Raw genomic sequence first — 25,672 nt, forward strand, 5'->3', positions numbered from 1 at the left:
TTCGACGGAAACAATGCCCCTGAACCGGGGCCCTTCCTCGTGCCGGCGTCGACCGATGCGAGGAGGTCATGCTGCACGCTTCGACCGATGAAGCCGCACGCTTCAATCGATGAAGCGTGCTTTGCGCGCACGATCAGGCGCGCCCTACGATCGGCATCGATCAGTCGATGATGCTCTGAACCTTGCCGCAGTAACGCTTGGAAACCGGGTTCATGCGCTTGGCACCATGGCCGGCATTGTACTTCAGGACCGTGCCGCAAGTGGTTCCGCCGGAAAGCTCATGCGCCATGGCGAGATACTTCATGCCGAACTTGATGTTCGTTTCCGGATCGTAGAGACCGTTGGAGGAGCCGGAGTAGCCCATCATGCGTGCCGTTGCGGGTTTGATCTGCATCAGGCCGATTTCACCGGCGCTGCCGCGAGCCTTCGGGTTGAAGTTGCTTTCGACCTTGACGATCGCATGGGCCAGATCGATCGGAACGCCGTACTGCTTGGCATAGGACTGGATCAGGATGGTGTACTGCGTGCCCTGTGCGAGCTGTGGATTCGGGTAGCCTGTCGTCCGTGTAACTGACTTGAGGGATGAGGTCTTGATGGTCTTGTCGACGTTCCCCGCATACGACGTACCAATCCCGGCGAAGAACATGCCAAGGCATGCCGCCACCGCAGCAACAGACGATATTCTCATGTAGCTTGAAGTCTCCGGTCTGGGGAATGGACAGCACGGCGCACCCCGCCGTTCGAGCCTCACTTCCCGATCGTTTCATTGACAGGAAGGAGCGTCTTGCCCTTGCGTTTCCTGCAGTTTCAATGAGCGGCAAATGAATGCCGCATCATGGTAAACATGTGGCAACGCAGCAAATTTGTGCGGAAATGACCGGAAAAGCTAATTTAGAACGCAAAAATTTTGCGCGTCAGGCACCAAACTGAGGTAGCGCCTGGAGCAGTCGATGCAACGTATCGAGCGTCGAGATATCGGCGATGCCGTCGACCCGTTGCTGACGAAAATGCCGCTGGAACGCAGCAACGGTTCCCTCGGTTTTGTCACAGAAATCGCCAGTGACTTCAACGCCGTAACCATAGAGCGACAGCATCGACTGTATCGCCTCGACCGGCTGTCCGCGGTCGCCGCGCTGGAAAAAGCGACCGCCGCCGATCGGCGCCGGCTCGACCCAGTGCCCGACGCCCTCGCGGTGCAGCTGATGCCACGGAAATTTTTCGCCCGGGTCAACCTTGCGAATCGGGGCGATATCGCTGTGTGCCAGCACCCGCTCAGGGGCAATCGACCACCGTTCGCCACAGTCCCGACACAATTCGGCGACCGCCGCGATCTGCTTTTCGGGGAATTCGGGAAGCCCGCCCGGGTGACCGGCATTGGCGATCTCGATGCCGATCGAACTGGAATTGATGTCCGTCTCGCCCTTCCACACGCTTTTCCCCGCGTGCCAGGCCCTCCGCGCCTCCGGCACCAGCTGGTCGACACGGCCGTCCTCATGAACGAAATAGTGGCTGGAAACCTGGCTTTCCTCGCGACACAGCCATTCGAGCGCAGATTTCGCCGTCGGCATGCCGGTATAATGAAGCACGATGATATCGGGCAGCCTGCCGTCCGCACGGTCGCCGAAATTGGGCGACGGCATGAAGCGGGCACCCGAGTAGTCGCAGTATTTCGACGTCATGCGGCGCGGCGTTCTCTCTCGATCGCCTCGTAGGCGGCATTGAGCGCAGCCATGCGATCATTGGCGATCGCATGGAACTCTTGTGGCACGCCGCGTGCAACCAGCCTGTCGGGATGGTTCTCCGACACCAGCACGCGGTAATGCTTGCGGATCTTGGCGAAATCGTCCTTGGGCGAAACGCCGAGAACGAGATAAGGGTCGCGGCCGTCGCTATGGACGTGACGCGCCATGATCTGTTCGAAGTGCGCTTCGTCCATCTTGAAGATCTCGGCAACCCGCATCAGGAACGCCAGTTCCTTCTCATGCACTGCGCCGTCGGACTTGGCGATGTGGAACAGACCGTCGATGATGTCTTCCAGGATCGGGCAATTGTTTTCGCAGGACGAGCAGAGCGACGCCATCTTTTCGGCATAGGCTTCGAAACCGGCAACGTCCTGGCGCGCGAGGTTATAGAGACGGGCGACGTTCTGCGCCTGATCGGCGGGAAACTCGAAGATATCGCGAAAGGCCGAGACCTCCGCCTCCGTAACCACGCCGTCAGCCTTCGCCATCTTGGCCGAAAGCGCGATCATCGCCACGGAGAAAGCCACCTTGCGCCGCGTTTCGGGGTCGCCTTCGAACAGGGTGCGCACGGCCTCGACCACACCGGCAAGCGCGTTGCCCGTGGCGGTGACGATCTTGAGGAGGCTATCCCAGAATGACATGCACGATTTTCCTGTCTCTCCAGCCTATAGCATGGACTATTGTGGTGGCAAATTGCAAGCGGTGGCCTGCGGCGAACCACGGGAATGACGAATTTGTGATGGCCCCTCACTATTGTCAATCCGTTTGAGTAACGTTGCGATGGCGCAAGGGTTCCCGCCTGTTCCCTGGGGAACACACCCGCGGCGGCGGATAAACGCCTGAGCCCCTGCCCCGCAGCGCATTGACGCTGGCGTCGTTGCCCCGTCCCCTTCCCTTGCGCGACATCATGTCCACGGCGGCAATGGAGACGAATGCGGCGAAACCTGCGCGCTTGCCGACAGGACATCCACAGAGCCGTCATTTAACTTCCATCCGTTTTGCGCTAGAGAGGCCCCACCAATTGCGTGCCGAATCCCGAGGAGGAAACATGGCCAAGAAGAAAGTCGCAATGCTGACGGCGGGCGGGCTCGCGCCCTGTCTGTCATCCGCCGTTGGCGGCCTGATCGAGCGCTACACCGACATCGCGCCCGACTACGAGCTGGTGGCCTATCGCTCCGGCTACCAGGGCGTCCTGCTTGGCGACCGCATCGAGATCACCAGGGACATGCGCGAGAACGCGCACATCCTCCACCGCCACGGCGGTTCGCCGATCGGCAACAGCCGCGTCAAGCTCACCAATGCTGCCGACTGCGTCAAGCGCGGCCTGGTCAAGGAAGGTGAAAACCCGTTGCGCGTCGCCGCCGAACGGCTTGCCGCCGACGGCATCTCTATCCTGCACACGATCGGTGGTGACGATACCAACACCACCGCCGCAGACCTTGCCGCCTATCTTGGCGCCAACGGCTACAACCTGACGGTCGTCGGTCTGCCGAAGACGGTCGACAACGACGTGGTGCCTATCCGCCAGACGCTCGGCGCCTGGACGGCCGCCGAATACGGCGCCCGCTTCTTCGATCATGTCAGCAACGAACAGAGTGCCGCCCCGCGCACGCTCGTCGTCCATGAAGTCATGGGCCGCCACTGCGGCTGGCTGACGGCAGCAACCGCGCGCTCCTACGTCCAGATGACCGAGGACAAGCAGTTCGTCGACGGCTTCATGATGAACAGGCAGCTGAAGAACATCGACGGTCTCTACCTGCCCGAGATCAAGTTCGACCTTGAGGCAGAAGCCGAGCGCCTGCGCGGTGTCATGAACCGTTCGGGCTTTGTCACGCTGTTCGTCAGCGAAGGCGCCTGCCTCGACGCGATCGTCGCCGAGCGGGAAGCCGCCGGCGAAACCGTCAAGCGGGATGCCTTCGGCCACGTGAAGATCGACACCATCAATGTCGGCAACTGGTTCACCAAGCAGTTTGCCGCCCTTCTCGGCGCCGAACGCTCCATGGTGCAGAAGTCGGGCTATTACGCCCGCTCGGCACCGGCAAACGGCGACGACCTGCGGCTGATCCAGAGCATGGTCGATCTCGCCGTCGAAAGCGCGCTCAACAAGGTCTCCGGCGTTACCGGCCACGACGAGGACCAGGCAGGCAAGCTCAGAACCATCGAGTTCCCGCGCATCAAGGGCGGCAAGCACTTCGACACCTCGACCAAGTGGTTCGGCGACGTCATGGACGTCATCGGCCAGAAGTGGCAGGCGGAAGACTAGAGCATCCTGCCTTCAAGTGGGATCACTTGAGGGCAGAAAGTTGCTCTAGAATTAAAGTGCTGGAGCGTCCTTTGTGCGTTCATATGAACGCACGGCGCTCTAGGAACGAAGCGCCCGAAGCTGACCATCGGCTTCGGGCGACTGCCTATTGGCAAGCCGAGCCCCTCGATTGGCAGTTGACGGTTCCGCGCCTTGGTGGCTCCCTCCAGAGATCAGTCTCGGAAAGCCCTCAAGCGCGGAGCCTTTTTCATGTCGTTCGAACATTGGTTTGCCTTTGCCGCCGCCTCGGCGGTGCTGCTCGCCATCCCCGGCCCGACCATATTGCTCGTCATCTCCTATGCGCTCGGTCACGGCCGCAAGACGGCGGGCGCGACCGTTGCCGGGGTCGCGCTCGGCGATTTTACCGCCATGACCGCGTCGATGCTCGGCCTCGGCGCGCTGCTTGCCACCTCGGCTGCGATCTTCACCGTATTGAAGTGGGTGGGGGCCGCCTATCTCGTCTGGCTCGGCATCCAGCTCTGGCGGGCACCGGTCGCCGGAAATTACGGCGCCGATGGCGAGGCGCCTGCCAGGGAACGACCGCTGCGCATCTTCCTGCATGCCTACGCGGTCACGGCACTCAATCCCAAGAGCATCGTCTTCTTCGTCGCCTTCCTGCCGCAGTTCCTCGATCTGTCGCAGCCGCTCTTTACCCAGATGGCGATTTTCGAGGTGACGTTCCTGACCCTCGCCATCCTCAATGCCAGCCTTTATGCCGCACTCGCGACCGCCGCCAAGAGCACCATTTCCAAGCCGAATATCCGGCGCATCGTCAACCGTACAGGCGGTTCGCTGCTCATCGGCGCCGGGCTTCTGACGGCAACCATGAAGCGGGCATCGGCCTGAAATTCGCCCCTGCGCTTGCTGCCGGCCGCCCCATGGGTTAATGGAGATTCACGCATGGCGGCTGGCAGCCGTTGATTTGCAGGGGCTGCGGGGCCCAGAAGCACGAAAGTGACAGCATGGCGAAATTCCGTATTTCCCTTTCAAAACAGACGTTTGGCGTGGCAGCTATTCTGTCGGCGACACTCGTCTCGGGGTGCTCCACTGTCGAGCATACCTCGGTGGAAGAGCTTACGGCCGTGCAGACGGTCACCCCGCTGGCAAAGCCCGGCACGGAAATGACGGCCTATGCCCTGCCGACGCCCGATGGCGCGGCAACCGCGGCGGCCGCCGCCCTGTCGGCACAGACGGCCGGCATGGCAACCACCTATCCCGTCGGCACCGACCTCGCGCAGGCTGCCGGTCCGGCACCGGCAGTCGTGGCCGTCCCCGGCAGCAAGCCGGGTGAAGCCCAGGTTGTCGCCATGGCGACGCCGGTAGCAGCTTCGGCCGATGCCGCGGCATTGCCGGAAACCGCATCTGCCCTTGTCACACCGAAGACGAGCCGCGTTCAGGATCTTCCCGTTTCGACCCTTGCGGTTGCTGCTGCGATGGAATCGGACTTCGACACCGGCGAGCCCGTCGGCCTCGAAACGCTCGTTGCCAACCGCATGATCGTTCCGACCGAAAAGCCGAAGATGGGTGTGATCGGTTCGAGCGTCGCCGCCGTTGCGAGCGTCATTCCCGAATCGCTGAAGCTGACCAACGCGCCGTCCAGCTCGCGTCCGGACCTGGACAAGCTCATCAAGCACTACGCCGATCTCAACGACATTCCGGTCGAGCTTGTGCACCGCGTCGTCAAGCGCGAGAGCAACTACAATCCGCGCGCCTACAGCAAGGGCAATTACGGCCTGATGCAGATCCGCTACAACACCGCCAAGGGGCTCGGCTACGAAGGCCCGGCCGAGGGCCTGTTCGATGCGGAAACCAACCTGATGTATGCGACGAAGTACCTGCACGGCGCCTGGATGGTTGCCGACAACAAGCACGACGGCGCGGTCAAGCTCTATGCCAGCGGCTATTACTACCATGCCAAGCGCAAAGGCCTGCTCGACGACTTGGGCATGAAGTAAGCAAGCCCGATCGTTTCGACAAAAAGTTTCAGGAGGCGCTCAATCGAGCGCCTCTATTATTTTGGCGTTGAGCTGCTGCACGTCATAGCCGCCACGCGATGGCGTCAGCCCCAGGCGCACGACCGCAAGCTTGAGCGACGGCACCAGCATGATCGCCTGCCCGTCATGTCCGAGCATCCAGAAGGCATCCGCCGGAAAGACACCGGTACCGGCGCGGACCCCGTTCTCCTGAAGCCACACCTGACCCGCGCCATATTCGCCAGCGGAGGCTTTCGTCGGCGTGCGCATGAAGGTTACATAATCCCTCGGTAAGAGCGCCCTCCCCTTCCAGGTGCCGTCCTGAAGCAGGAACTGCGCGAAACGCGCCCAGTCGCGCGCCGTCGCATACATGTAGGATGAGCCGACAAAGGTGCCGCTGGCATCGGTCTCGAGCACCGCGCTCGTCATGCCGAGCGGCAGGAACAGGGCATCGCGCGGATAGGCGAGTGCAGCGGCAGGATCGTCGAAGCTCCGCATCCACAGCCGCGACAACAGCGTGCTGGTGCCGCTCGAATAGCTGAAGGTCGATCCGGGCTCGGGTGTCGCCGGTTTGCCCGCGGCAAATCCGGCCATATCCCGTTCGAGATAGAGCATGCGCGTCACGTCGCTGACATTGCCATAGCCCTCGTTGAATTCCAGGCCGCTCTCCATGCCCATCAGGTCGGCAAGCCGGATCTTGGCGCGCGCATCGCCGCTCCACTCCGGCAGGAGGCCCGCGCGCGTCAAATCCATGCGCCCCTCGGCGACGCGCATGCCGATCAGCGCTGATGTCACCGATTTGGTCATCGACCAGCCGAGAAGCGGCGTCGAGCGATCGAAGCCCGCGGCATAGGTCTCGGCAATCAGATGTCCATCGCGCACCACCGCGACCGCACGCACGCCGGGACCGGCGAGATTGGCATCCTCGATCAACGCCTGAACGGCCGGGTCGATATCGGCCTTGTCGCCGTCCGGCCAGGAGATGTCGGCAGACCGTGCGATATCAGGGACAGGCGGATCTGCGGTCGCCACAGGGGCCGCGAGATCGTCTGCGTCGACGTTGGCGCAACCAAGCCCCGGGCGGTAGGCGGCAAGCGCCGGTGCGGCAAAGCCAAAGATGCGGGCAGAGACCAACTGCTTGTCGCGGTCCACCGAGACGGTGATGAACTTCAGCAGCGGATGGCCCGGCGCCTGCACGTCGTCGGCCAGCACCGCCTGTCCGTCACGTCCGGCGATGAAGACATTCGAGCAGACGATCTTGGCGGCGTATCCATCGCCGACCTTCAGCAATTCCGGCGGCGCCATGGCCAGCCATCCGCCGACGCCGGCAATGGCGACCACAACCGCGGTCCCAACAGTCTTCAATAGGCGTGCCATCGCATCCTCCCGTCTGACGCGAGAGAGAAGCAGCATTTGACCGAAAGGAAAAGCCCTTGCGTCGTGCTTCGGATTGTTGGCTGCCGTCCGGCTATGCCAGCTGGCGGGCGTCGCCGTCGCCGGCACCATGCAACAGCGGCGGAAGATCCCGTGCCGGCAAGGCCGGTGATATCCATGGACCCCAGGCCTCCACCGCGCCTGCGGTGCGGGCGCAATCCATTTCGCTTTCCCTGGCGATGCCGCGTACCGCCATCGGCAGCCGCAGAACCTGCCCCATCTTGACCAGGCAGGCGAGCAGGGCGACGCTACGTTCGCTGCCATGGATGTCGCGGATCGCCGGCAGGTCCACCGTCAGTTGGTCCGGCTGAAGTTCGCCGACAAGGTTGAGCGGCAGCGAGGCCGCAGCGCCGCCGCTCAGCGCCACGCGCACCCCGAGCGCGCGCAGGCCATGCAGGTTTTCGCCGATCAACGCCATGTCACCGGTCGACAGCGCTTCCGACACCTCGATCGTCAGCCGGCCGGGCGCCAGCCCGGCCTCATCCAGACATGTCTTCACATGACTGAGGAAATCGCGATCTCGCAGTTGCAGCGCGAAGGGTGCCACCGTCAGACCCACTGGAGACGGCCAGTTCGCCGCCTGCCGGCAAGACTGCCGCAACGCCCAGTTGCCGACCGTCAACGCAAGTGTTCCCTGCTCCAACGGTTCAGCAAAGGCTTCGGTGCCGATGATGCCGCGGATCGGGTGCGACCAGCGCAGCAAGACTTCGAAGCCCCGGATGACGCCGCTCGCAGTGCCGGCGATCGGCATGTATTCCAGGAAAAACTCCCGCTGGGAGACGGCACGGGCAAGGTCGCGCTCGGCCTCGGCGCGCATTTCGGCGGCTTGCGCGAGATGCGGCGCATAGAAGACGTGGCTGTTGCCACGCATTTCCTTGGCTTCGTAAAGCGCCAGATCCGCCCGTTTCAAGACCGCGCCGGTCGACAGATCGCCCTGTTCCAGGAACGTGACGCCGATGCTGCAACCAGAAGCCGCCTGACCATCGACCAGATCGAAGGGCGCGTCGAACAACGCCTTCACCCGGCCGGCAAGGGTTGCGACCTCGGCATCCGACGGAGAACCCGGACCAAGCAGTACGAACTCGTCGCCACCGAGGCGATAGACCGTCGCCTCGCCGGCGAAGGCTCGCCTCAGCCGCAGGCCGATACCGCTCAGCAGCCGGTCGCCCGCATCATGGCCCATGGTGTCGTTGACCGCCTTGAACCGGTCGAGATCGATCAGCAGCAGCGGCCGGCGCTCGAACGGCGCACCATCAGAGCGCAGAGCGCGCAACACGTCTGCCTCCAGTGCGGAGCGGTTTTCAAGCCCGGTCAACCGATCGCGATGAACCTCGTTGCGCAGCCGCCGCTCGGCGCGGCGCGCGGCCTTGAGCTCGCGTTCCAGCCGTCGTGAATAGGACCAGCGGTAGAAGGAGGCTCCAGCGACGAAGGGCATGACGCCCGCCGCGAGCGCTCCGGAAAAGTTCCAATGGGTGAAGGATCCATCCGAAAAAAACGTTTCCGTGGTCAACCAGATCGCCGGAAACAAAGCCCCCAATGCCGTGCCGGCAGCTGCAAATCGCTGCTCGGGCTTCGGCAGAAACGTTCTTAACATCATGTCGACGCCCCCCGAATATGAGAAGGAGCTAGCACGCCAGGGTTTAATGAATTCTTATGGGTGAAAAATCGTAGTCAGCTATTTTTGTGCAGTGCGGGAGCTGTGAAAAACCCCGTCATCAAAGTGTAGCGGAGTCACTTTAGAAGCGGCTAAGTTTCAACTGGATGAGCGGCAGAGATGACCGAACTTGCCCCTGATGTCGGCTTTGGCAGAAACAATCCGAAGCTGAAAAACGCCCTCCTGCAACACAAGACCTTCTCGCTTGCTGGCCTCTCCGAGCGCCTGTTCGGCCTGCTCTTCTCCGGCCTCGTCTATCCGCAGATCTGGGAAGACCCTATCGTCGACATGGAAGCCATGCAGCTTCGCCCGGGGCACCGCATCGTCACCATTGGCTCCGGCGGTTGCAACATGCTGACCTATCTCTCGGCCGGCCCCAGCCGCATCGACGTCGTCGATCTCAACCCACACCACATCGCGCTCAACCGATTGAAGCTTGCCGCCTTCCGCCACCTGCCTGGTCATAAGGACGTCGTGCGGTTCCTGGCGACGCAGGGCACCCAATCGAACGTCCAGGCATTCGATCTGTTCATCGCCCCGAAGGTCGACCAGGCGACCCGAAGCTACTGGAACGGCCGCAGCGTCAGCGGGCGTCGACGCATCGGCGTCTTCGGGCGCAACATCTATCGCACCGGCCTGCTCGGCCGCTTCATCGCTGCCAGCCACATCCTGGCACGTCTGCACGGTGTCAACCCGGAAGAGTTCGTCCAGGCACGCTCCATGCGCGAGCAGCGCCAGTTTTTCGATACACGGCTGGCGCCTTTGTTCGAGCGTCCGTTTATCCGCTGGATCACCAGCCAGAAAAGCTCGCTGTTCGGCCTTGGCATCCCGCCGCAGCAATTCGACGAACTGGCAAGCCTCAGCGCCGACAAGTCGCTGGCCGCCGTGCTTCGCCATCGCCTTGAAAAGCTGACGTGCCATTTTCCGCTCAGGGAAAACTACTTCGCCTGGCAGGCCTTCGCGAGACGCTATCCCCTGCCGCATGAGGGCGACCTTCCGGCCTACCTGCACACCGATAACTATGAGACGATCCGCAACCGCGCCGAGGACGTTCAGGTCCATCATGCCAGCTTCACCGAACTTCTGGCGAAGAAGCCGGCCGCATCGGTCGACCGCTACGTCCTGCTCGACGCGCAGGACTGGATGAACGACCAGCAGTTGAACGACCTGTGGACCGAGATCACCCGCACCGCTGCTGCAGACGCGACCGTCATCTTCCGCACTGCTGCCGAAGACAGCATCCTCACCGGCCGTCTCTCGCCGGCACTGATGGAGCAGTGGCACTATGATGCCGAGACATCGCTGAAGCTCGGCAACGCCGATCGCTCGGCCATCTATGGCGGCTTCCACATCTACAGGAAGAAGGCATGAGGGAGGTGCACCAGAGCGAGATCAGCCATCAGCGGCGCATGGACCACATGTACCGCTACCAGAGGCACGTCTACGATCTGACGCGCAAATACTATCTTTTCGGCCGCGACACGCTGATCCGCGAGCTGAACGTGGAGCCCGGCGCCTCCGTTCTCGAAGTCGGGTGCGGCACGGGACGCAACCTCGCGCTGATCGGCACATGCTTTCCGCGAGCCCGGCTCTTCGGTCTCGACATCTCCTCAGAGATGCTCGCCTCGGCCGCAGCCAAGCTCCGCCGCCGCGGCAGATCCCCCGCCATGCTGCGTGTGGCCGACGCGACCAGCTTCGAGCCGCGGTCGTTCGGCGAAGTCGGCTTCGACCGGATCGTCATCTCCTATTCCCTGTCGATGATACCGGACTGGCAGGGCGCGATCGACGCTTCAATTGCCGCGCTCAAACCCGGCGGCTCGCTGCATATCGCCGATTTCGGCCAGCAGGAACGGCTGCCGGAAAGCTTCCGTCGCCTGCTGCGCGGCTGGCTCAAACGTTTCCATGTGACGCCGCGCGAAACGCTGTTCGAGGTGCTGGCAGAGCGCGCCAGGCGCAACGGCGCACAGCTCGAGCGCCGGGCCATCGGTCGTGGTTATGCCTGGCTTGCAGTCTACCACCGCCCTTCGGCCGCGGCATCCTTGCAGGCAAATCGGGCCGCCGCACTGCTTGACGATCAGAGGGCTGCCGCAATTCCCGCTTGAGCTAACCCAATTTTTACGATGATATGGTGAAAATGAGGTTCACGCCTCGCTGGGGGACATCACCATCATGGAAGCCATCGTGTGAGGCAGGATCGTCGATCGTTTCGAAACAGGACCTCCATGCGCCGGCTTCTCCTGGCACTGCTGCCTATCGCCACCCTCCTTTCCGCCTGTTCGTCGACCGACTACGATCTGATGCAGACCGCATCGATCCCGCCGCGTTTCAACGATACCGATCCGCAGGATTTCGGCGACCGCACACCTCAGCATCACAATATCCACGGCATCGACATCTCCAAATGGAATGGCGATATCGACTGGATGAAGGTGAAAAACTCCGGCGTCTCCTTTGCCTTCATCAAGGCGACGGAGGGCAAGGACCGGGTCGACACGCGCTTCAACGAATATTGGCAGCGCGCCCGCGCCGCCGGCATTCCCTATGCGCCCTATCACTTCTACTATTTCTGCTCGACGGCGGACGCCCAGGCCGACTGGTTCATCGCCAATGTGCCAAAGAGCGCCGTCTATCTGCCGCCGGTTCTTGACGTCGAGTGGAACGGCGAATCCAAGACCTGCCGCACCCGCCCCTCGCCGGACGAAGTCCGCGTCGAGATGAAGCGCTTCATGGACCGGCTCGAAGCCCATTACGGCAAGCGACCGATCATCTACACCTCGGTCGACTTCCACCGCGACAATCTCGTCGACCAGTTCAAGGAACACCACTTCTGGGTCCGCTCCGTCGCCAAGCATCCGGGCGAAGTCTATGTCGAGCGCCGCTGGGCCTTCTGGCAATATACCAGCACCGGCGTGATACCAGGCATCGACGGCGCCACCGACATCAATGTCTTTGCCGGCTCGCCAAAGAACTGGAAGAATTGGGTTGCGGCCGTCTCCAAGCCGAAATGACGACGGCCACGGTTCTGTGCATTAGCGCGGCAAACCGACCCATTTTCTTCTTTCCGTCATAATGCTCTGAGAGACGAGCGGCAGATTGCATCTTTGGTACATTGACCGCCAGCGGCGGCGCATCGCGCCGTGCGGCGACAGAAAGGAATTATCATGATCCTCAAAACCCGGCATGCTCTTGCATCCGCAGCCCTTCTCGCGCTGACGGCCTCGCCCGTTTTCGCGCAGCAGGCACCGGCTTGCGGCGGCGATCTCGGCGCGTTCCTGCAGGGCGTCAAGGCCGAGGCAGTCGCCAAGGGCGTGCCGGCCGACGTGGTCGACCGCGCACTTACCGGCGCCGCCATCAATGAGAAGGTGTTGAGCCGCGACCGCGCCCAGGGCGTGTTCAAGCAGACCTTCACCGAGTTTTCCAAGCGCACCGTCAGCAAGTCGCGCCTCGATATCGGCGCCCAGAAGATGAAGGAATATGCCGACGTCTTCGCCCGCGCCGAGAAGGAATTCGGCGTTCCCGCCCCTGTCATCACCGCCTTTTGGGCGATGGAAACCGATTTCGGTGCCGTTCAGGGCGACTTCAACACCCGCGATGCGCTTGTCACGCTTGCCCATGACTGCCGCCGGCCGGAAATGTTCCGCCCGCAGCTGATCGCCGCCATCGAGATGGTCCAGCACGGCGACCTCGACCCGGCAACGACCACCGGCGCCTGGGCCGGCGAGATCGGCCAGGTGCAGATGCTGCCGGAAGACATCATCGCCTATGGCGTCGATGGCGACGGCGACGGCCACGTCAACCTGAAGAAGAGCTCGCCGGACGCGATCCTGACCGCCGCCAAGTTCATCCAGAGCCTCGGCTTCAAGGCCGGCCAGCCGGCGATCCAGGAAGTCAGCGTTCCCGAACAGCTGCCCTGGGAAAAGACCGGCCTGCAGCCGGGCATGAAGGCGAGCGACTGGTTCGCGCTCGGCGTCAAGCCGCGCAATGGCGACACGTCCTTCGGCAACCTGGAAGCCTCGCTTGTCCTGCCGCAGGGCCGCAAGGGCGTCGCGTTCCTGACCTACCCCAATTTCAACGTCTATCTCGAGTGGAACCAGTCGTTCATCTACACGACCTCGGCCGCCTATTTCGCGACCCGCCTCGGCGGCGCACCGACCTATGAGGGCGGCAACCCGGAACAGGGCCTCGACGACACCGGCATGAAGGCGCTGCAGACCAAGCTACAGACGCTCGGCCATGACGTCGGCAAGGTCGATGGCATCCTCGGCTCGGGCACCCGCGCAGCGCTGCAGAAGGAACAGCTGCGCCTCGGCCGCCCCGCCGACGGTTGGGCGACGCTCGAACTGCTGAACTCGCTCTAAGCATTTCCGGAAGAAGAGCAGCGCGGCAAATGCCTGAAGACAATCCTATCGCGCGCTTCAGCATTTCCGCCTGAACCGAATGCACATCTGCCCGGCCGGGATCTGGCCGGGCAGATGTTCGCCCTTGCTCCCCCGATCGCAACGGGCCGAAGCCGCCAGGCGCCTCCCTCACCGACCAGCGATAGACACCGAGATCCTCATGGCCTGCCCCCCGCAAGAAGTGGGTGGTGTCCTGCATCTCGCCGCGCTAGACCTGTGTGATGCCTCTCCCCGGGGCCAGTGAACCGCCATCGGCGCACCGTGGAGACGTGATCTAATCAGTTGCGCATCCCGATTGCTCGAATGGATCGGCAGCGGCCGCGCAGAAAGCGCGAGCAGTACGATGAATGCACCATCACAGGCAGCCAGCCAGCAGATGACCATGCGGACCTGGGCGCTTCTAGCCCTGCTCGGGCTCATCTGGGGCGGATCCTTTTTCTTTGCCCGAGTCGCCGTCGCGCATGTACCGCCATTCACGCTCGTGTTCCTGCGGCTCGGCCTCGCGGCTCTGGCGCTGCACATCTATATTCGTGGGCGCTTCGGCATCTATCAGGTGCTTGCGAGCCGCTGGCGCGAGTTCCTGCTGATGGGCCTGATCAACAACGCCATTCCGCACGCCTTCATCTTCCTCGGGCAAACCCAGGTCGGCGCCGGGCTTGCGGCGATCCTGAACGCAACCACGCCTGTCTGGACCGTGATCATCGCCAACATGGCAACCGACGACGAGAAACTCAGCACCGCCAAGATCGGTGGCTGCCTGCTCGGCCTCGCCGGCACGGTGGTGTTGATCGGGCCGAGCGCCATCGCCGGGCTTTTCGGCAACGCCAGCAGCGTGCCGCTCTGGGCATTGCTGCTGCCGGTACTGGCCGCCGTCAGCTATGGCCTGGCGGCAACCTACGGCAAGCGCTTCCGCGGCCTGGCACCACCCGTCACCGCGGCCGGCCAATTGACCGCCTCGTCACTGATGATGCTGCCGGTCGCATGCCTCATCGACACGCCCTGGGCCCTGCCGATGCCGCCGATCGAGGCGACGCTTGCCATTCTCGGCCTCGCGCTCGTCTCGACTGCCTATGGCTATATCCTGTTCTTCCGCATCATGGGCGAGGTTGGCGCCACCAATACGTCGCTGGTCACGCTTCTGGTTCCACCGAGCGCAATCCTGCTTGGCTATCTCTTCCTGGGCGAGACATTGCAGCCGGCAGATGTGGGCGGCATGGCGCTGATTGCCGCCGGCCTTGCCGTACTCGACGGCCGGATCCTCAGGATGAAACGCGCCGCATAGGAGGAATCGAACAGGCCGGGAATGGCAGGAAACGTGGCCTTCCGAAGCACTCACGCTCGGTTACAAACGTTTACATTAACCTTCCGGCAGCGATTGTGAAAAAAATGTGGCACGTTAAAATGTGATTTAATTTCAAACGACTAGCCCTGTTGATAAGGCAAATGTGATCACGTGTTTTTGCACTGCAGCACAAGTTTCCCTTTTAAGCGCCGTTAATTCGCCCTATGTTTTAACGGTCAGCGCAAGGAGGGTCTTCGATGGGACTTACACATTCGTTGAATGTCCTCATGATTAGTGCAGCGTTCGTATTCGTGGCCACAATGCTCTTCATCTGAAGTCAGGCCGCTGAGAGTCCAAACCGAAATAGGGACTTTAATTTTCCGGGAATTCAATTTGCAGCAGAGATTTTTGAGGTAGGCCAACACAGCAATCTGCCTCGACGCTGCAGGAAAAAAGAAAGCGCATGAAGGACACCTTCATGCGCTTTCGCTTTTTCAAGGTCGGCTTTCCGCCGGGACATCCGTGCTGACCCGAGGAAATCGACCCTTTCCACATTTGCGGGCGAAATCGCGGGGCTTTACGCCGCCGCGCCGGCAACCGCCTTCAGCGCAACATGCTCGCTTTGCGCCGTCTCGTCCGCGCGCTCGAACCCGACGAGGTCTAAGACGGCCGTGATCAGCGGCGAACGGTTCATGGTATAGAGATGGAAGTCCCTGACGCCACGACGGGCAAGATCGACGATCTGCTCGGCGGCGATATGGGTCGCCTCCTTGAAGCGCTCGGTCGGCTGGTCTTCCAGATGCGCAAGACGGGTGACGATCACCTCCGGCACGCTGGCGCCGCAAAGGCCGGCAAACTTCTGCACCTGGCCCAAGTTGTTGATCGGCAGGATGCCCGGGACGATCGGGATATCGATGCCGGCCCGGCGCACGCGCTCGAGGTAGCGTTCGAAATCGTCGTTGTCGAAGAAGAACTGGGTGAGCGCCCGGGTCGCACCGGCATCCACCTTGCGCTTCAGCATGTCGATGTCGGCATCGACGTCAGGGCTTTCCGGGTGCTTTTCCGGATAAGACGATACCGAGATCTCGACATCGCCGCGATCGCGGAGCGCCCGCACGAGATCGGAACTGCTCTCATAACCACCCGGAAAGGGCTGGTAGGTGCTGCCGATTCCGCCCTGCGGATCGCCGCGCAGCGCCACGAAGTGACGAACGCCGAACGAGAGAAACTCGTCGATAACCGTGTCCACCTCCGACTTGGGCGCGCCGACGCAGGTCAGGTGCGCTGCCGTGTTGGCAAAGCCCTTCTCCTCGATCATCCGCTTGACTGTCGTCAGCGACCGCGTCTTGGTCGAACCGCCCGCACCATAGGTGACGGTCACGAAGGCCGGACAAAAGACAGAGAGATCTTCGGCCGTCTGGAAGAGTTGCGCTTCCATCTCATCGGTTTTAGGGGGGAAGTATTCGAAGGAAAGCCGCAGATTGCCGCGCTCGGCAGGATAAAGCGTCTGTGCCGTCATTCTCAAAGTCCCCCTGCTTGCATGCGCTGATGTGGCGCTTCGCTCTCCTCGACGGCGCGCTGATCGCGCGCCAGCCAGATTGTCACCGTCAATTTTCCTCCGTCCGTGCCTTCCGGCGACAGATCGGTCGTCTTTTCCAGTTGGAGCCCGGCCTTGGCCAGCCAATCGGTCATGGCCTGATGCGAGAAGCCGAGCCGCGCATGGGCATGTTCGTCGCGCAAGTGTTCCAGCCCGTGCGGGGCAAAATCGATGATCACCAGCCGTCCGCCGGGTGTCAGCATGCGGGCGGCTTCGGCGATCGCGGCTTCCGGCTGATCGAGGAAATGCAGCACCTGATGAATGGTGACGAGATCGAACACCTGGCCGTCGAGCGGCAGGTTGAAGATGTCACCGTGGCGGATCGACGCCTTGGTGATGCCGGCACGGTCCAGATTTGAGCGGGCAACGGCCAGCATGTCGCGGCTGGCATCGATGCCGATGCCGCGTCGGTAGAGGCCTTCGAACAGCTGTAGAATACGTCCCGTTCCGGTGCCCAGGTCCAACAGGCTATCGACCGGCTCGTCGCCAACCATGTCGCGCAACGCCGTCTCCACGTCCCGCTCGCTGACATGCAGCCGTCGAAGCTCGTCCCAACCGGCCGCGTTGCGGCTGAAATAGGCCTGGGCCTTTTCGGCCCGCGCCTTCTTCAAGGTGACGAGCCTTGAGGCATCGCGCGACAGAACCGCGTCGTCCGATGTGGCAGACGCAAGCATCGCGCGCACCAGCGACACACGTGCACCCTCCTGGCGAAGGCGGAAATAGGCCCATGCGCCTTCCTGGTAGCGGTCGACGAGCTCGACTTCGGCCAGCAACTTCAGGTGCCTCGAAATGCGGGGCTGCGATTGTCCGAGAATTTCGGTAAGATCGGTGACGGTGAGATCCCCCGCGCCAAGCAGCGCGAGCAGGCGCATGCGGGTCGGCTCACCCGCAGCCTTCAGCACATCCACCAGCGCGTCGAGACTTAATTCTCTCTGATCCGCCATACCAATCCCCATCAACACATAAAGATATGTTTATGTGATTTACGGATGTAGCGCAAGCGGATTTGCGCGGACAGAGCAAACTATGCCGCTCAAGGAACAGGACTTTCCACCGTTCCGTCAGGCGGGCGAAGCTTACCTGCCCGCGGCGCCCAGACGTCGCCGCCTTGCGCACGGGTTGCAATGCAGCCCGAGGCGTCCCTTGTTCCCTGTTGCCTTGAAGCGAATGCCGTTGAAGGAAAACGGGCGTCACGTCAACACGTTGCAGCGCGACTGTGTGCACCTGCCGGGCGCGGCGCCTCGCCAATCGCAGCAGGAGGTCAACCGCTTTTCGCGCTCTCCGCCGTCGGATTGCATTCGGTTGATCTCGACACGACGGCGTAAGCAGGGTCGTGGTCCGCAAGCGGCAATCGGGACAAGCCCGTAGTTAAGTCAAGCCAAACCGATCATCTCGCAAGAAATGCAAGGCGCTTGGTTGTGATTCCACACGCAAGACTCTAAAGGTGCCGAAGACGCAAACTTCTGCTCCCGAAGGCTCCTCGAAACAGGATCGCGCTCATGAAGCTGGTGACCGGCAACTCCAACCGCGCCCTTGCCGAAGCTGTTGCCAACCACTTGGATCTTCCCCTGACAGATTGCACGGTCAAGCGCTTCGCCGACCAAGAAGTCCACGTTCAGCTTCATGAGAATGTGCGCGGTGAGGACGTCTATATTCTCCAGTCGACAAGCACCCCGGCCGACGGCCATCTCATGGAGCTGCTGATCCTGGCCGATACGCTGCGACGCTCGTCAGTTCGCCGGATCACCGCCGTAATCCCGTACTTCGGCTATGCCCGTCAGGATCGCCGCGCCGTTGGCCGCACGCCGATCTCGGCGAAGTTGGTAGCCAACATGATCGCGGGCACAGGTGTCCATCGCGTCATAACAGTCGATCTCCATACGGACCAGATTCAGGGCTTTTTCGATATTCCGACTGATAATCTTTATTCAGCGCCCGTGATGACCCGCGACATTCAGGAGCACTACGACGCCAAGAATTTAATGGTCGTTTCGCCCGACGTCGGCGGCGTGGCGCGCGCTCGCGCCATCGCCAAGCGCATCGGCACCGATCTCGCGATCGTCGACAAACGGCGACCCCGCGTAGGAGTATCGGAAGTCATGAACATCATCGGCGATGTCTCAGGCAAAAGCTGCCTTCTGATCGACGACATCGTCGATAGTGGCGGAACGTTGATCAACGCGGCGGAAGCGTTGTTGAAATCCGGTGCCAAGGAGGTTTCGGCCTATATCACCCATGGCGTTCTTTCCGAGGGTGCCTGCGAACGCATCGGTACCAGCAGCCTCAAGGAACTGGTGGTGACCGATTCCATTCGCGAAACCGAAGCTCAACGTCAGACCCCCAATATAAGACGCATCACTATCGCACCTTTGTTAGGCGAGGCCCTGGCCCGGACGGCGAGAGAACAAAGCGTTTCAAGTCTTTTCAGCTAGAGCGCTTCATCATTAAACGGAAGCATTCTGCCGGAAGGAATTTCGGCCAGAACCAAGTCGGCTGGCGAAGAGCGCAGCAGAAGCTGCGGTCGAGACGGACGCCGCCGGTAATGGCCGAAATTCATCCGGCCCTTCGGGTTGGCTGAAAACGGCCGTCCACTGTGTCGGATGGCTTGACCGATGGGTCCGCATCGCTCTGCGCCATCCTTCGTGTGGAACGGCCGTTTTGAGCCAACAGAATCGCTTCCGTTTAAAGATGAAACGCTCTAAGTCGACGCGTGGCGCGACACCCACCGTCATGCCTCCCTTGAGCATCCCGCTTTCAAGCGGAATCTCTGAAGGCGCATACATGCTCTCGAATCAGAGTGCTGGTGCAGCCTTGGTGCGTTCTTCTGGACGCACAGCGCCCCAACGTCGCAGACGGTTGCCGCCTACCCATGCTGCAGAAGATGGGTGCGTCGCGCGAGGCCGGGCTCACGCGACGCACAGGATTGTCAGCGCGTCAGGCGCTTGTAGGTGACGCGCTTCGGGTTGACCGAATCCGGGCCGAGGCGGCGGATCTTGTCCTTCTCGTAGTCTTCGAAGTTACCTTCGAACCATTCGACCTGGCTATCGCCTTCAAAAGCGAGGATATGGGTCGCCAGGCGGTCGAGGAACATGCGGTCGTGGCTGATGATAACAGCGCAACCGGCAAAGTTTTCGAGCGCGATTTCAAGTGCCGCCAGCGTCTCGGTGTCGAGGTCGTTGGTCGGTTCGTCGAGCAGCAGCACGTTGCCGCCGTTCTTCAGCATCTTGGCGAGGTGAACGCGGTTACGCTGACCACCCGAGAGATTGCCGACCTTCTGCTGCTGGTCGCCGCCCTTGAAGTTGAATGTCGAGCAATAGGCGCGCGAGTTCATTTCGTATTTGCCGAGCTTGATGACTTCGGCGCCGCCGGAAATTTCTTCCCAGACGGTCTTGTTGCCGTCGAGGGCGTCGCGGCTCTGGTCGACATAGCCCAGATGCACCGTGTCGCCGATACGGATCGAGCCGCTGTCCGGCTGTTCCTGACCGGTGATCATGCGGAACAGCGTCGTCTTACCGGCGCCGTTCGGACCGATGATGCCGACGATGCCGCCCGGCGGCAACTTCAGCGACAGACCGTCGATCAGGAGGCGGTCGCCGTAGCCCTTGGTGACGCCGTCCATTTCGATGACCACCTGACCGAGACGCTCGCCGACCGGGATGATGATCTGCGCATCTCCAGGACGCTGGTTTTCCGCCGCGTTGACCAGTTCGTCATAGGAGCGGATACGCGCCTTCGACTTGGCCTGGCGGGCCTTCGGGCTGGAGGCGATCCATTCCTGTTCGCGGGCGATCGCCTTCTGGCGGGACGCTTCTTCGCGGCCTTCCTGCTGCATGCGTTTGGCCTTGGCGATCAGGTAGGCCGAATAGTTGCCTTCGTAGGGAATGCTGCGGCCGCGGTCGAGCTCGAGGATCCAGCCGGTGACGTTGTCGAGGAAGTAACGGTCGTGGGTGATCATCAGCACGGCGCCGGGATATTCGCGCAGGTGCTTTTCGAGCCAGGCGATCGTCTCGGCGTCGAGGTGGTTGGTCGGTTCGTCGAGCAGCAGCAGGTCGGGCTGCGACAGAAGCAGCTTGCAGAGTGCGATACGGCGCTTTTCACCGCCCGAAAGGCTGGTGACATCGGCATCACCAGGCGGGCAGCGCAGCGCTTCCATCGCCATTTCGACCTGGCTTTCCAGATCCCAGAGGTTCTGGCTGTCGATGATGTCCTGAAGCTTTGCGCCCTCTTCCGCCGTCTCGTCGGAATAGTTCATCATCAGCTCGTTGTAGCGCTCGACGATCGCGGTCTTGGCGGCGACGCCTTCCATGGCGTTTTCGAGCACGGTCTTGGTCGGGTCGAGCTGCGGCTCCTGCGGCAGGTAGCCGATGGTCGCGCCTTCGGCGATCCAGGCCTCGCCGGTGTATTCCTTGTCGAGGCCGGCCATGATGCGCAGCACGGTCGACTTACCGGCACCGTTCGGGCCGAGGATACCGATCTTCGCGTCCGGGTAGAACGACAGATGAACGTTCTCCAGGACCTTCTTAGCGCCGTAGGACTTATTGAGCCCGGCCATATGATAGATGAACTGACGTGCCATAAAGGAAAGCTCCGCATGGAAGGAAATTTGCCCGCTATGTAGGCGAATTAGTGCAAAGGGGCAATCGCCAAAGGCGCTTGCCCCTGCCTATCCCATGCCAGTGAGGCTTGTCAGCCGCTATCCTCGGCCAGCCGCGTCGGCAAAGCCCTTGGCGCATTTGAACTCCGTCGGCCCCGCCGCCTGGATCAGCGGCGTGAGGGCGGATTTGCCCGAGATGTCTCCAGTCAGCCCGATCGTCAGGCCGGTGATGACGCTGCGCCCCGCGACGGTCTGGCAGCGCATACGCACCCGATCGCCGGCACCTTGGCCAAAGCTCTGGTCGAACGCCTGCTTGATCGCCGTCTCGTCGAGCTCTGAGCCGATGCGTCCTCTGAAGAGCGCGCCCACGGCCGACCGGTTGAGCTCCTCGAGCATGCGAAGCTGCGCGGCAAAATAGTCGTCGACCGTACCCCCCTGGCAGGTTCCGCTGCGCAACCATTGATGACGGTCGAGCCCGGATTGGACACCGGGCATCGCGATCAGCAGCCGCGCAGCGGTATCATCAGCCATGGCAAGCTTCGGCAGATCGAGCCAATCACCCTTGCGGTCCTGGCTGCGCATCTCGGCCGCCACGCCGCAATAGCTCTTGCGCAACGGCCAAAGCCCATGCAGCGACAGGTTGGTGGCATCGAACCGTTCCGCCGTCTGGCTGGCGCATTCCTTGCGCTCAGGCCGCGTCTCGCAGAAGCCCGGCTGCCAGCTGACGGCGAGCACGTAGTCCGTTCGGGACGAGCCACTATCCGCTCCAGCGTTGACCTTCTCCTGCGCCAAGGCAAAGGACGACGGGGCAAGCAGCATCGCCAGCGCCATCGCAACAATTGTCATTGGACTTGATATCGCTTTACTCCAACATGCCATGACACTCTCCCAATAAAACAAAACGGGAACAAATATCGCTCAAAACGGGAAAATTGCAACTGGTAATTACAGGTCCGGGAAATCGCTTGTGACCTCATGCGTAGAGATCACCAAGCAGCGATTGCCTTTCCCATGCAAATCGATTTGATATCGACAAAGCTGACGATTGGTCCGGGAGAAGGCATGTTCGGGCAGGTGAGGACGCATCAAAGCCCGACAGGCGCTACCTTGAGCTGGCGCCACTTTCCGGCAACGATCGACGCGCGCGGCATTGTTCTTGTCAGCCACGGGCTTGCCGAACATTCCGGCCGCTACGCCCGTTTCGCGGAAGTGATGGCCGCCCACGGCTTCCACGTCTACGCCCATGACCATCGCGGCCACGGCGCGACCCGCGCGCCGGATGCGCCGCTTGCGATGTTCTCGAACCGGAATGGCCTCGACAAGGTGTTTGCCGACATCAAGGCGATGCGCGCCCTTGCGACTGCCGCCCATCCGGGCCTGCCGGTCATTCTCTTCGGCCATTCCATGGGCGGGCTGATTGCGCTCAACGCTGCCGAGACCGATCCTGATCTCTATGACGCGCTTGCTGTCTGGAACTCGAATTTCCGTCCGGGCATTGCCGGGCGCGGCGGCCAATTGATCCTGAAGATCGAAAAGGCGCTCAAGGGTTCGGATGTGCCGAGCCCGCTACTCTCCAAGCTCACCTTCGGCGCCTGGGGTCAGGCGATCAAGGATCGCAAGACCGATTCCGACTGGCTGTCGCGCGACGAGGCGGAAGTGGCGAAATATATCGCCGACCCGCTTTGCGGCTTCGACGCGACAGTATCGCTGTGGCTGGACCTGATGCGGCTCGCCTTTGCCGGCGCCCGAGCAGACCGCCTGGCGCGCCTGCCGGCCAACCTGCCCGTCCATCTCGTCGGCGGCAGCGCCGACCCCTCGACGGAAAATGGCGGCGCCATTCGCTGGCTCGGCGAGCGCATGCAGGCGCGCGGCATGACGAATGTGTCGGTGACCATTCACGAGGGCATGCGCCACGAGACGCTAAACGAGATCGGCCGCGAGAAGGCGACCGCGGATTTTGCGGCCTGGTGCCAATCCGCCGTCGACAGGTCCGCCGCCAAGGCTGTGGCCGACAAGGTCGCCGTCGGCAAGAGGTCCTGACCCGAAATCACCATGGCAGACATGTCCCTCCCCAAGACCGCCAATGCCAACGACCGCATCTCCTTCGGGCTGACGCTGATGGTCCTTTCGGTACTCCTGTCGCCACTGATCGACATCTTCGCAAAGCTGGCGATTTCCACCGTGCCGTCGGCACAGATCACCGCCGTGCGCTTCATCCTGCAGGTCGTTTTCATCCTGCCGATCGTGCTCGTGCGCGGCAGCCTGTTCGACCTCACCTGGCGCAAGACGGGTCTGCATGCGCTGCGCGGCGGCCTGCTTGTTGTCACAATGCTCTCCTTCATCACCACGCTGAAGGTGATGGAGGTGGCCGATGCCATCGCCATCTTCTTCGTCGAGCCGATCATCCTCACCATCCTCGGCAGCATCTTCCTGAAGGAAACCATCGGCTGGCGGCGCTACACCGCCTGCGCCGTCGGTTTCCTCGGCGCGCTGCTCGTCATCCAGCCGAGCATGCAGGAAGTGGGGCTGATCGCGCTGCTGCCGATCGTCGCCGCCTTCGGCCTTGCCGTGTTCCTGCTGGTGACGCGCATGGTGGCGCAGAACGAAGACCCGTGGTCGATGCAGTTCCATGCCGGCATCTGGGGCGGACTTTTCTGCCTCGTTCTGCTGTGGCTGGGCGAAGGCACCGGATCCGCTGTTCTCGATCCGGTCTGGCCCGAGGGCAATGCCTGGTACTACCTGCTCGGCGTCGGCGTCACCGCCACCATCTCGGGCGTGCTCGGCGTCTATGCCTATCGCTCGGCCCCTGCTTCCGTGCTGGCGCCACTGCAATATCTTGAAATCGTCTCGGCGACGATCTTCGGCTGGCTCGTCTTCGGCGACCTGCCCGACGCGCTGAAATGGCTGGGCATTTCCATCATCATCGGCTCCGGTCTCTACATCATCTGGCGGGAGCGCCGGATCGACAAGACTGCGAGCATCGCTCCGGTTTCGCCGGCAATCTGAAATAAGCAATCTGAAAACAAAAGAATGACTATCGGGAGGAAAACATGAAAACTGGAGGTCAGCTCGTCGTCGACGCACTCGTCGCCAACGGCGTCAAGCGTATCGCCTGCGTACCCGGCGAAAGCTATCTGGCGGTGCTGGATGCGCTCTATGACACCGACATCGATGTCGTCGTCTGCCGCCAGGAGGGAGGCGCTGCGATGATGGCCGATGCCTGGGGCCGCCTCTCAGGCGAGCCCGGCATCTGCATGGTCACGCGCGGCCCCGGCGCCACCAATGCGTCCGCCGGCCTGCATGTCGCCAAGCAGGACTCCATCCCGATGATCCTGTTCATCGGCCAGGTGCAGAGCGAGGCGCGCGAGCGCGAAGCCTTCCAGGAGATCGAGTATCGCCGCGCCTTCACAGAAGTCGCCAAATGGGTCGGCGAGATCGATGATCCCGCCCGCATCCCGGAATTCGTCACCCGCGCCTTTGCGGTCGCAACCTCCGGCCGGCCGGGCCCCGTCGTGCTGACGCTGCCTGAGGACATGCTGACCCGCAGCGCCGATGCGCCGGCGGCAAAGGCCTACCAGCCGGTCGAGGGCCATCCTGGCCCCTCCCAGATCAAGACGCTTGGCGCGCTCCTCGAAGGCGCCAAGCGCCCGATCGCCATCCTTGGAGGCACGCGCTGGACGGCGGCGAGCGTCGCCGAATTCCAACGCTTCGCCGAGCGCTGGAGCCTGCCGGTCGGCTGCTCCTTCCGCCGCCAGATGCTGTTCGACCATCTGCATCCGAATTACGCCGGCGATGTCGGCATCGGCATCAACCCGGCGCTGGCGAAGGAAATCAAGGAAGCCGATCTCGTGCTTCTCGTCGGCGGGCGCTTCTCCGAAATGCCCTCGTCCGGCTACACGCTGATGGATAGCCCGTACCCGCGACAGACGCTGGTTCATGTGCATCCGGATGCCGCCGAACTCGGCCGCGTCTACCGACCGGAACTGCCGATCGCCGCCAGCCCGCGCGATTTCGTTTCCGCCCTCGAAGGCCTTGCGCCGGCAGCCGAACCGGTCTGGTCGGCGCGCACAAGGGCGATGCACGAAGGCTATCTCAAGTGGTCGACACCGCCGGAAACCGGCCCCGGCGACGTGCAGATGGGCCCGATCATGAACTGGATCGAGGCGAACACGCCTGAGGACACGATCTTTACCAACGGCGCCGGCAACTACGCCACCTGGGTGCATCGCTTCCACCGCTTCCGCCGGTATGCGACGCAGGCAGCGCCAGCGTCGGGCTCGATGGGCTACGGCCTTCCGGCAGCGGTTGCCGCCAAGCACCTGCATCCGGAGCGCGAAGTCATCTGCTTTGCCGGCGACGGCTGCTTCCTGATGCACGGCCAGGAGTTCGCGACAGCGGTGCGCTACCGCCTGCCGATCATCACCGTCGTCGTCAACAACGGCATCTACGGCACGATCCGCATGCACCAGGAGCGCGACTACCCCGGCCGCGTCAGCGCCACGGACCTGACCAATCCTGATTTTGCCGCCCTTGCCCGCGCTTATGGCGGCCACGGCGAGACAGTTGAAAAGACGGAAGAGTTCGCCGATGCGTTCCTGCGCGCCCGCGCCAGCGGCAAGCCGGCGATCATCGAGATCAAGCTCGATCCGGAAGCGATTACGCCGACGCGCACGCTGAGCGAGATCAGGAACGGCTAA

The 25,672-nt window shown here is 62.3% G+C and carries 20 protein-coding genes and 1 pseudogene; 12 read left to right on the plus strand and 9 right to left on the minus strand.

The window, feature by feature from the left end:
- Positions 1–160: 160 nt before the first annotated feature.
- From LPJGGPFB_RS14950 to LPJGGPFB_RS14960, 3 genes are all read right to left on the minus strand, one after another.
- Positions 161–688 carry a lytic transglycosylase domain-containing protein gene (locus LPJGGPFB_RS14950; protein ID WP_173420616.1) on the minus strand — a complete coding sequence of 176 codons (528 nt, stop codon included), beginning with the start codon at positions 686–688 and terminating at the stop codon, positions 161–163.
- A 226-nt stretch (positions 689–914) separates the two neighbouring features.
- Positions 915–1,679, minus strand: coding sequence for an N-acetylmuramoyl-L-alanine amidase (locus LPJGGPFB_RS14955; protein ID WP_173420617.1), 765 nt, complete (start codon positions 1,677–1,679; stop codon positions 915–917).
- Positions 1,676–2,383: a J domain-containing protein gene (locus LPJGGPFB_RS14960; RefSeq protein WP_173420618.1), complete on the minus strand. Its 708-nt coding sequence runs from the start codon at positions 2,381–2,383 to the stop codon at positions 1,676–1,678. Before LPJGGPFB_RS14960 ends, LPJGGPFB_RS14955 begins: the two co-directional genes overlap by 4 nt.
- 407 nt (positions 2,384–2,790) lie before the next feature.
- On the opposite strand from LPJGGPFB_RS14960, the gene LPJGGPFB_RS14965 reads away from it, so the two are divergent.
- The 3 genes from LPJGGPFB_RS14965 to LPJGGPFB_RS14975 all read left to right on the plus strand — a co-directional run bounded on the left by LPJGGPFB_RS14965 (position 2,791) and on the right by LPJGGPFB_RS14975 (position 5,999).
- Positions 2,791–4,005 (plus strand): pyrophosphate--fructose-6-phosphate 1-phosphotransferase, encoded by a 1,215-nt coding sequence (locus LPJGGPFB_RS14965; RefSeq protein WP_173420619.1) that lies wholly within the window; start codon positions 2,791–2,793, stop codon positions 4,003–4,005.
- A 249-nt stretch (positions 4,006–4,254) separates the two neighbouring features.
- The gene (locus LPJGGPFB_RS14970) at positions 4,255–4,890 is read left to right on the plus strand and encodes a LysE family translocator (RefSeq protein WP_173420620.1); all 636 of its coding nucleotides are present in this window, start codon (positions 4,255–4,257) and stop codon (positions 4,888–4,890) included.
- 116 nt (positions 4,891–5,006) lie between these two features.
- Positions 5,007–5,999 (plus strand): lytic transglycosylase domain-containing protein, encoded by a 993-nt coding sequence (locus tag LPJGGPFB_RS14975; RefSeq protein WP_173420621.1) that lies wholly within the window; start codon positions 5,007–5,009, stop codon positions 5,997–5,999.
- A 39-nt stretch (positions 6,000–6,038) separates the two neighbouring features.
- Here LPJGGPFB_RS14975 and LPJGGPFB_RS14980 read toward each other — a convergent pair whose 3' ends face one another.
- Entirely contained in the window at positions 6,039–7,394 is a 1,356-nt protein-coding gene (locus tag LPJGGPFB_RS14980; protein ID WP_173420622.1) for a serine hydrolase domain-containing protein, read from the minus strand.
- Between the two features lie 91 nt (positions 7,395–7,485).
- Positions 7,486–9,048 carry a putative bifunctional diguanylate cyclase/phosphodiesterase gene (locus LPJGGPFB_RS14985; RefSeq protein WP_173420623.1) on the minus strand — a complete coding sequence of 521 codons (1,563 nt, stop codon included), beginning with the start codon at positions 9,046–9,048 and terminating at the stop codon, positions 7,486–7,488.
- Between the two features lie 177 nt (positions 9,049–9,225).
- Between LPJGGPFB_RS14985 and LPJGGPFB_RS14990 the strand changes: the two genes are divergently transcribed.
- The 5 genes and pseudogenes from LPJGGPFB_RS14990 to LPJGGPFB_RS15010 all read left to right on the plus strand — a co-directional run bounded on the left by LPJGGPFB_RS14990 (position 9,226) and on the right by LPJGGPFB_RS15010 (position 14,784).
- The gene (locus LPJGGPFB_RS14990; RefSeq protein ID WP_173420624.1) at positions 9,226–10,476 is read left to right on the plus strand and encodes a BtaA family protein; all 1,251 of its coding nucleotides are present in this window, start codon (positions 9,226–9,228) and stop codon (positions 10,474–10,476) included.
- Positions 10,473–11,126 (plus strand): annotated as a pseudogene (locus LPJGGPFB_RS14995) (class I SAM-dependent methyltransferase); the annotation flags it as partial. The gene LPJGGPFB_RS14990 and the pseudogene LPJGGPFB_RS14995, both read left to right, overlap by 4 nt.
- Before the next feature lie 201 nt (positions 11,127–11,327).
- On the plus strand, positions 11,328–12,113 hold the full coding sequence (locus LPJGGPFB_RS15000; protein ID WP_173420626.1) for a glycoside hydrolase family 25 protein: 786 nt from the start codon (positions 11,328–11,330) through the stop codon (positions 12,111–12,113).
- Positions 12,114–12,266: 153 nt separating this feature from the next.
- Positions 12,267–13,463, plus strand: a complete 1,197-nt coding sequence (locus LPJGGPFB_RS15005) for a lytic murein transglycosylase (RefSeq protein WP_173420627.1) — start codon at positions 12,267–12,269, stop codon at positions 13,461–13,463.
- A 382-nt stretch (positions 13,464–13,845) separates the two neighbouring features.
- Entirely contained in the window at positions 13,846–14,784 is a 939-nt protein-coding gene (locus LPJGGPFB_RS15010) for a DMT family transporter (protein WP_173420628.1), read from the plus strand.
- Between the two features lie 577 nt (positions 14,785–15,361).
- Here LPJGGPFB_RS15010 and metF read toward each other — a convergent pair.
- Positions 15,362–16,303, minus strand: a complete 942-nt coding sequence (gene metF, locus LPJGGPFB_RS15015) for a methylenetetrahydrofolate reductase [NAD(P)H] (protein WP_173420629.1) — start codon at positions 16,301–16,303, stop codon at positions 15,362–15,364.
- A 2-nt stretch (positions 16,304–16,305) separates the two neighbouring features.
- Positions 16,306–17,325 (minus strand): ArsR/SmtB family transcription factor, encoded by a 1,020-nt coding sequence (locus LPJGGPFB_RS15020; RefSeq protein ID WP_173420630.1) that lies wholly within the window; start codon positions 17,323–17,325, stop codon positions 16,306–16,308.
- Positions 17,326–17,880: 555 nt separating this feature from the next.
- Here LPJGGPFB_RS15020 and LPJGGPFB_RS15025 point away from each other — a divergent pair.
- Positions 17,881–18,813 (plus strand): ribose-phosphate pyrophosphokinase, encoded by a 933-nt coding sequence (locus LPJGGPFB_RS15025; RefSeq protein WP_210264398.1) that lies wholly within the window; start codon positions 17,881–17,883, stop codon positions 18,811–18,813.
- A 494-nt stretch (positions 18,814–19,307) separates the two neighbouring features.
- Here the strand turns inward: LPJGGPFB_RS15025 and ettA are convergent, their stop codons facing one another.
- Positions 19,308–20,957, minus strand: a complete 1,650-nt coding sequence (gene ettA, locus LPJGGPFB_RS15030; RefSeq protein ID WP_173420631.1) for an energy-dependent translational throttle protein EttA — start codon at positions 20,955–20,957, stop codon at positions 19,308–19,310.
- A 117-nt stretch (positions 20,958–21,074) separates the two neighbouring features.
- The gene (locus LPJGGPFB_RS15035; protein ID WP_173420632.1) at positions 21,075–21,821 is read right to left on the minus strand and encodes a ribonuclease T2; all 747 of its coding nucleotides are present in this window, start codon (positions 21,819–21,821) and stop codon (positions 21,075–21,077) included.
- 216 nt (positions 21,822–22,037) lie between these two features.
- Here LPJGGPFB_RS15035 and LPJGGPFB_RS15040 point away from each other — a divergent pair, with 216 nt between their 5' ends.
- From LPJGGPFB_RS15040 to LPJGGPFB_RS15050, 3 genes are read left to right on the plus strand one after another with little or no spacing between them, the layout of a single operon-like run.
- Positions 22,038–23,015: an alpha/beta fold hydrolase gene (locus tag LPJGGPFB_RS15040; protein WP_173420633.1), complete on the plus strand. Its 978-nt coding sequence runs from the start codon at positions 22,038–22,040 to the stop codon at positions 23,013–23,015.
- A 12-nt stretch (positions 23,016–23,027) separates the two neighbouring features.
- A complete protein-coding gene (locus LPJGGPFB_RS15045; protein ID WP_173420634.1) occupies positions 23,028–23,981 on the plus strand; it encodes a DMT family transporter in 954 nt (317 codons plus the stop codon).
- Between the two features lie 44 nt (positions 23,982–24,025).
- Complete coding sequence (locus LPJGGPFB_RS15050; RefSeq protein ID WP_173420635.1) at positions 24,026–25,672, plus strand: thiamine pyrophosphate-binding protein; 1,647 nt, start codon at positions 24,026–24,028, stop codon at positions 25,670–25,672.

This window comes from Ensifer adhaerens, assembly GCF_013283195.1.
Taxonomy (GTDB): domain Bacteria; phylum Pseudomonadota; class Alphaproteobacteria; order Rhizobiales; family Rhizobiaceae; genus Ensifer; species Ensifer adhaerens_G.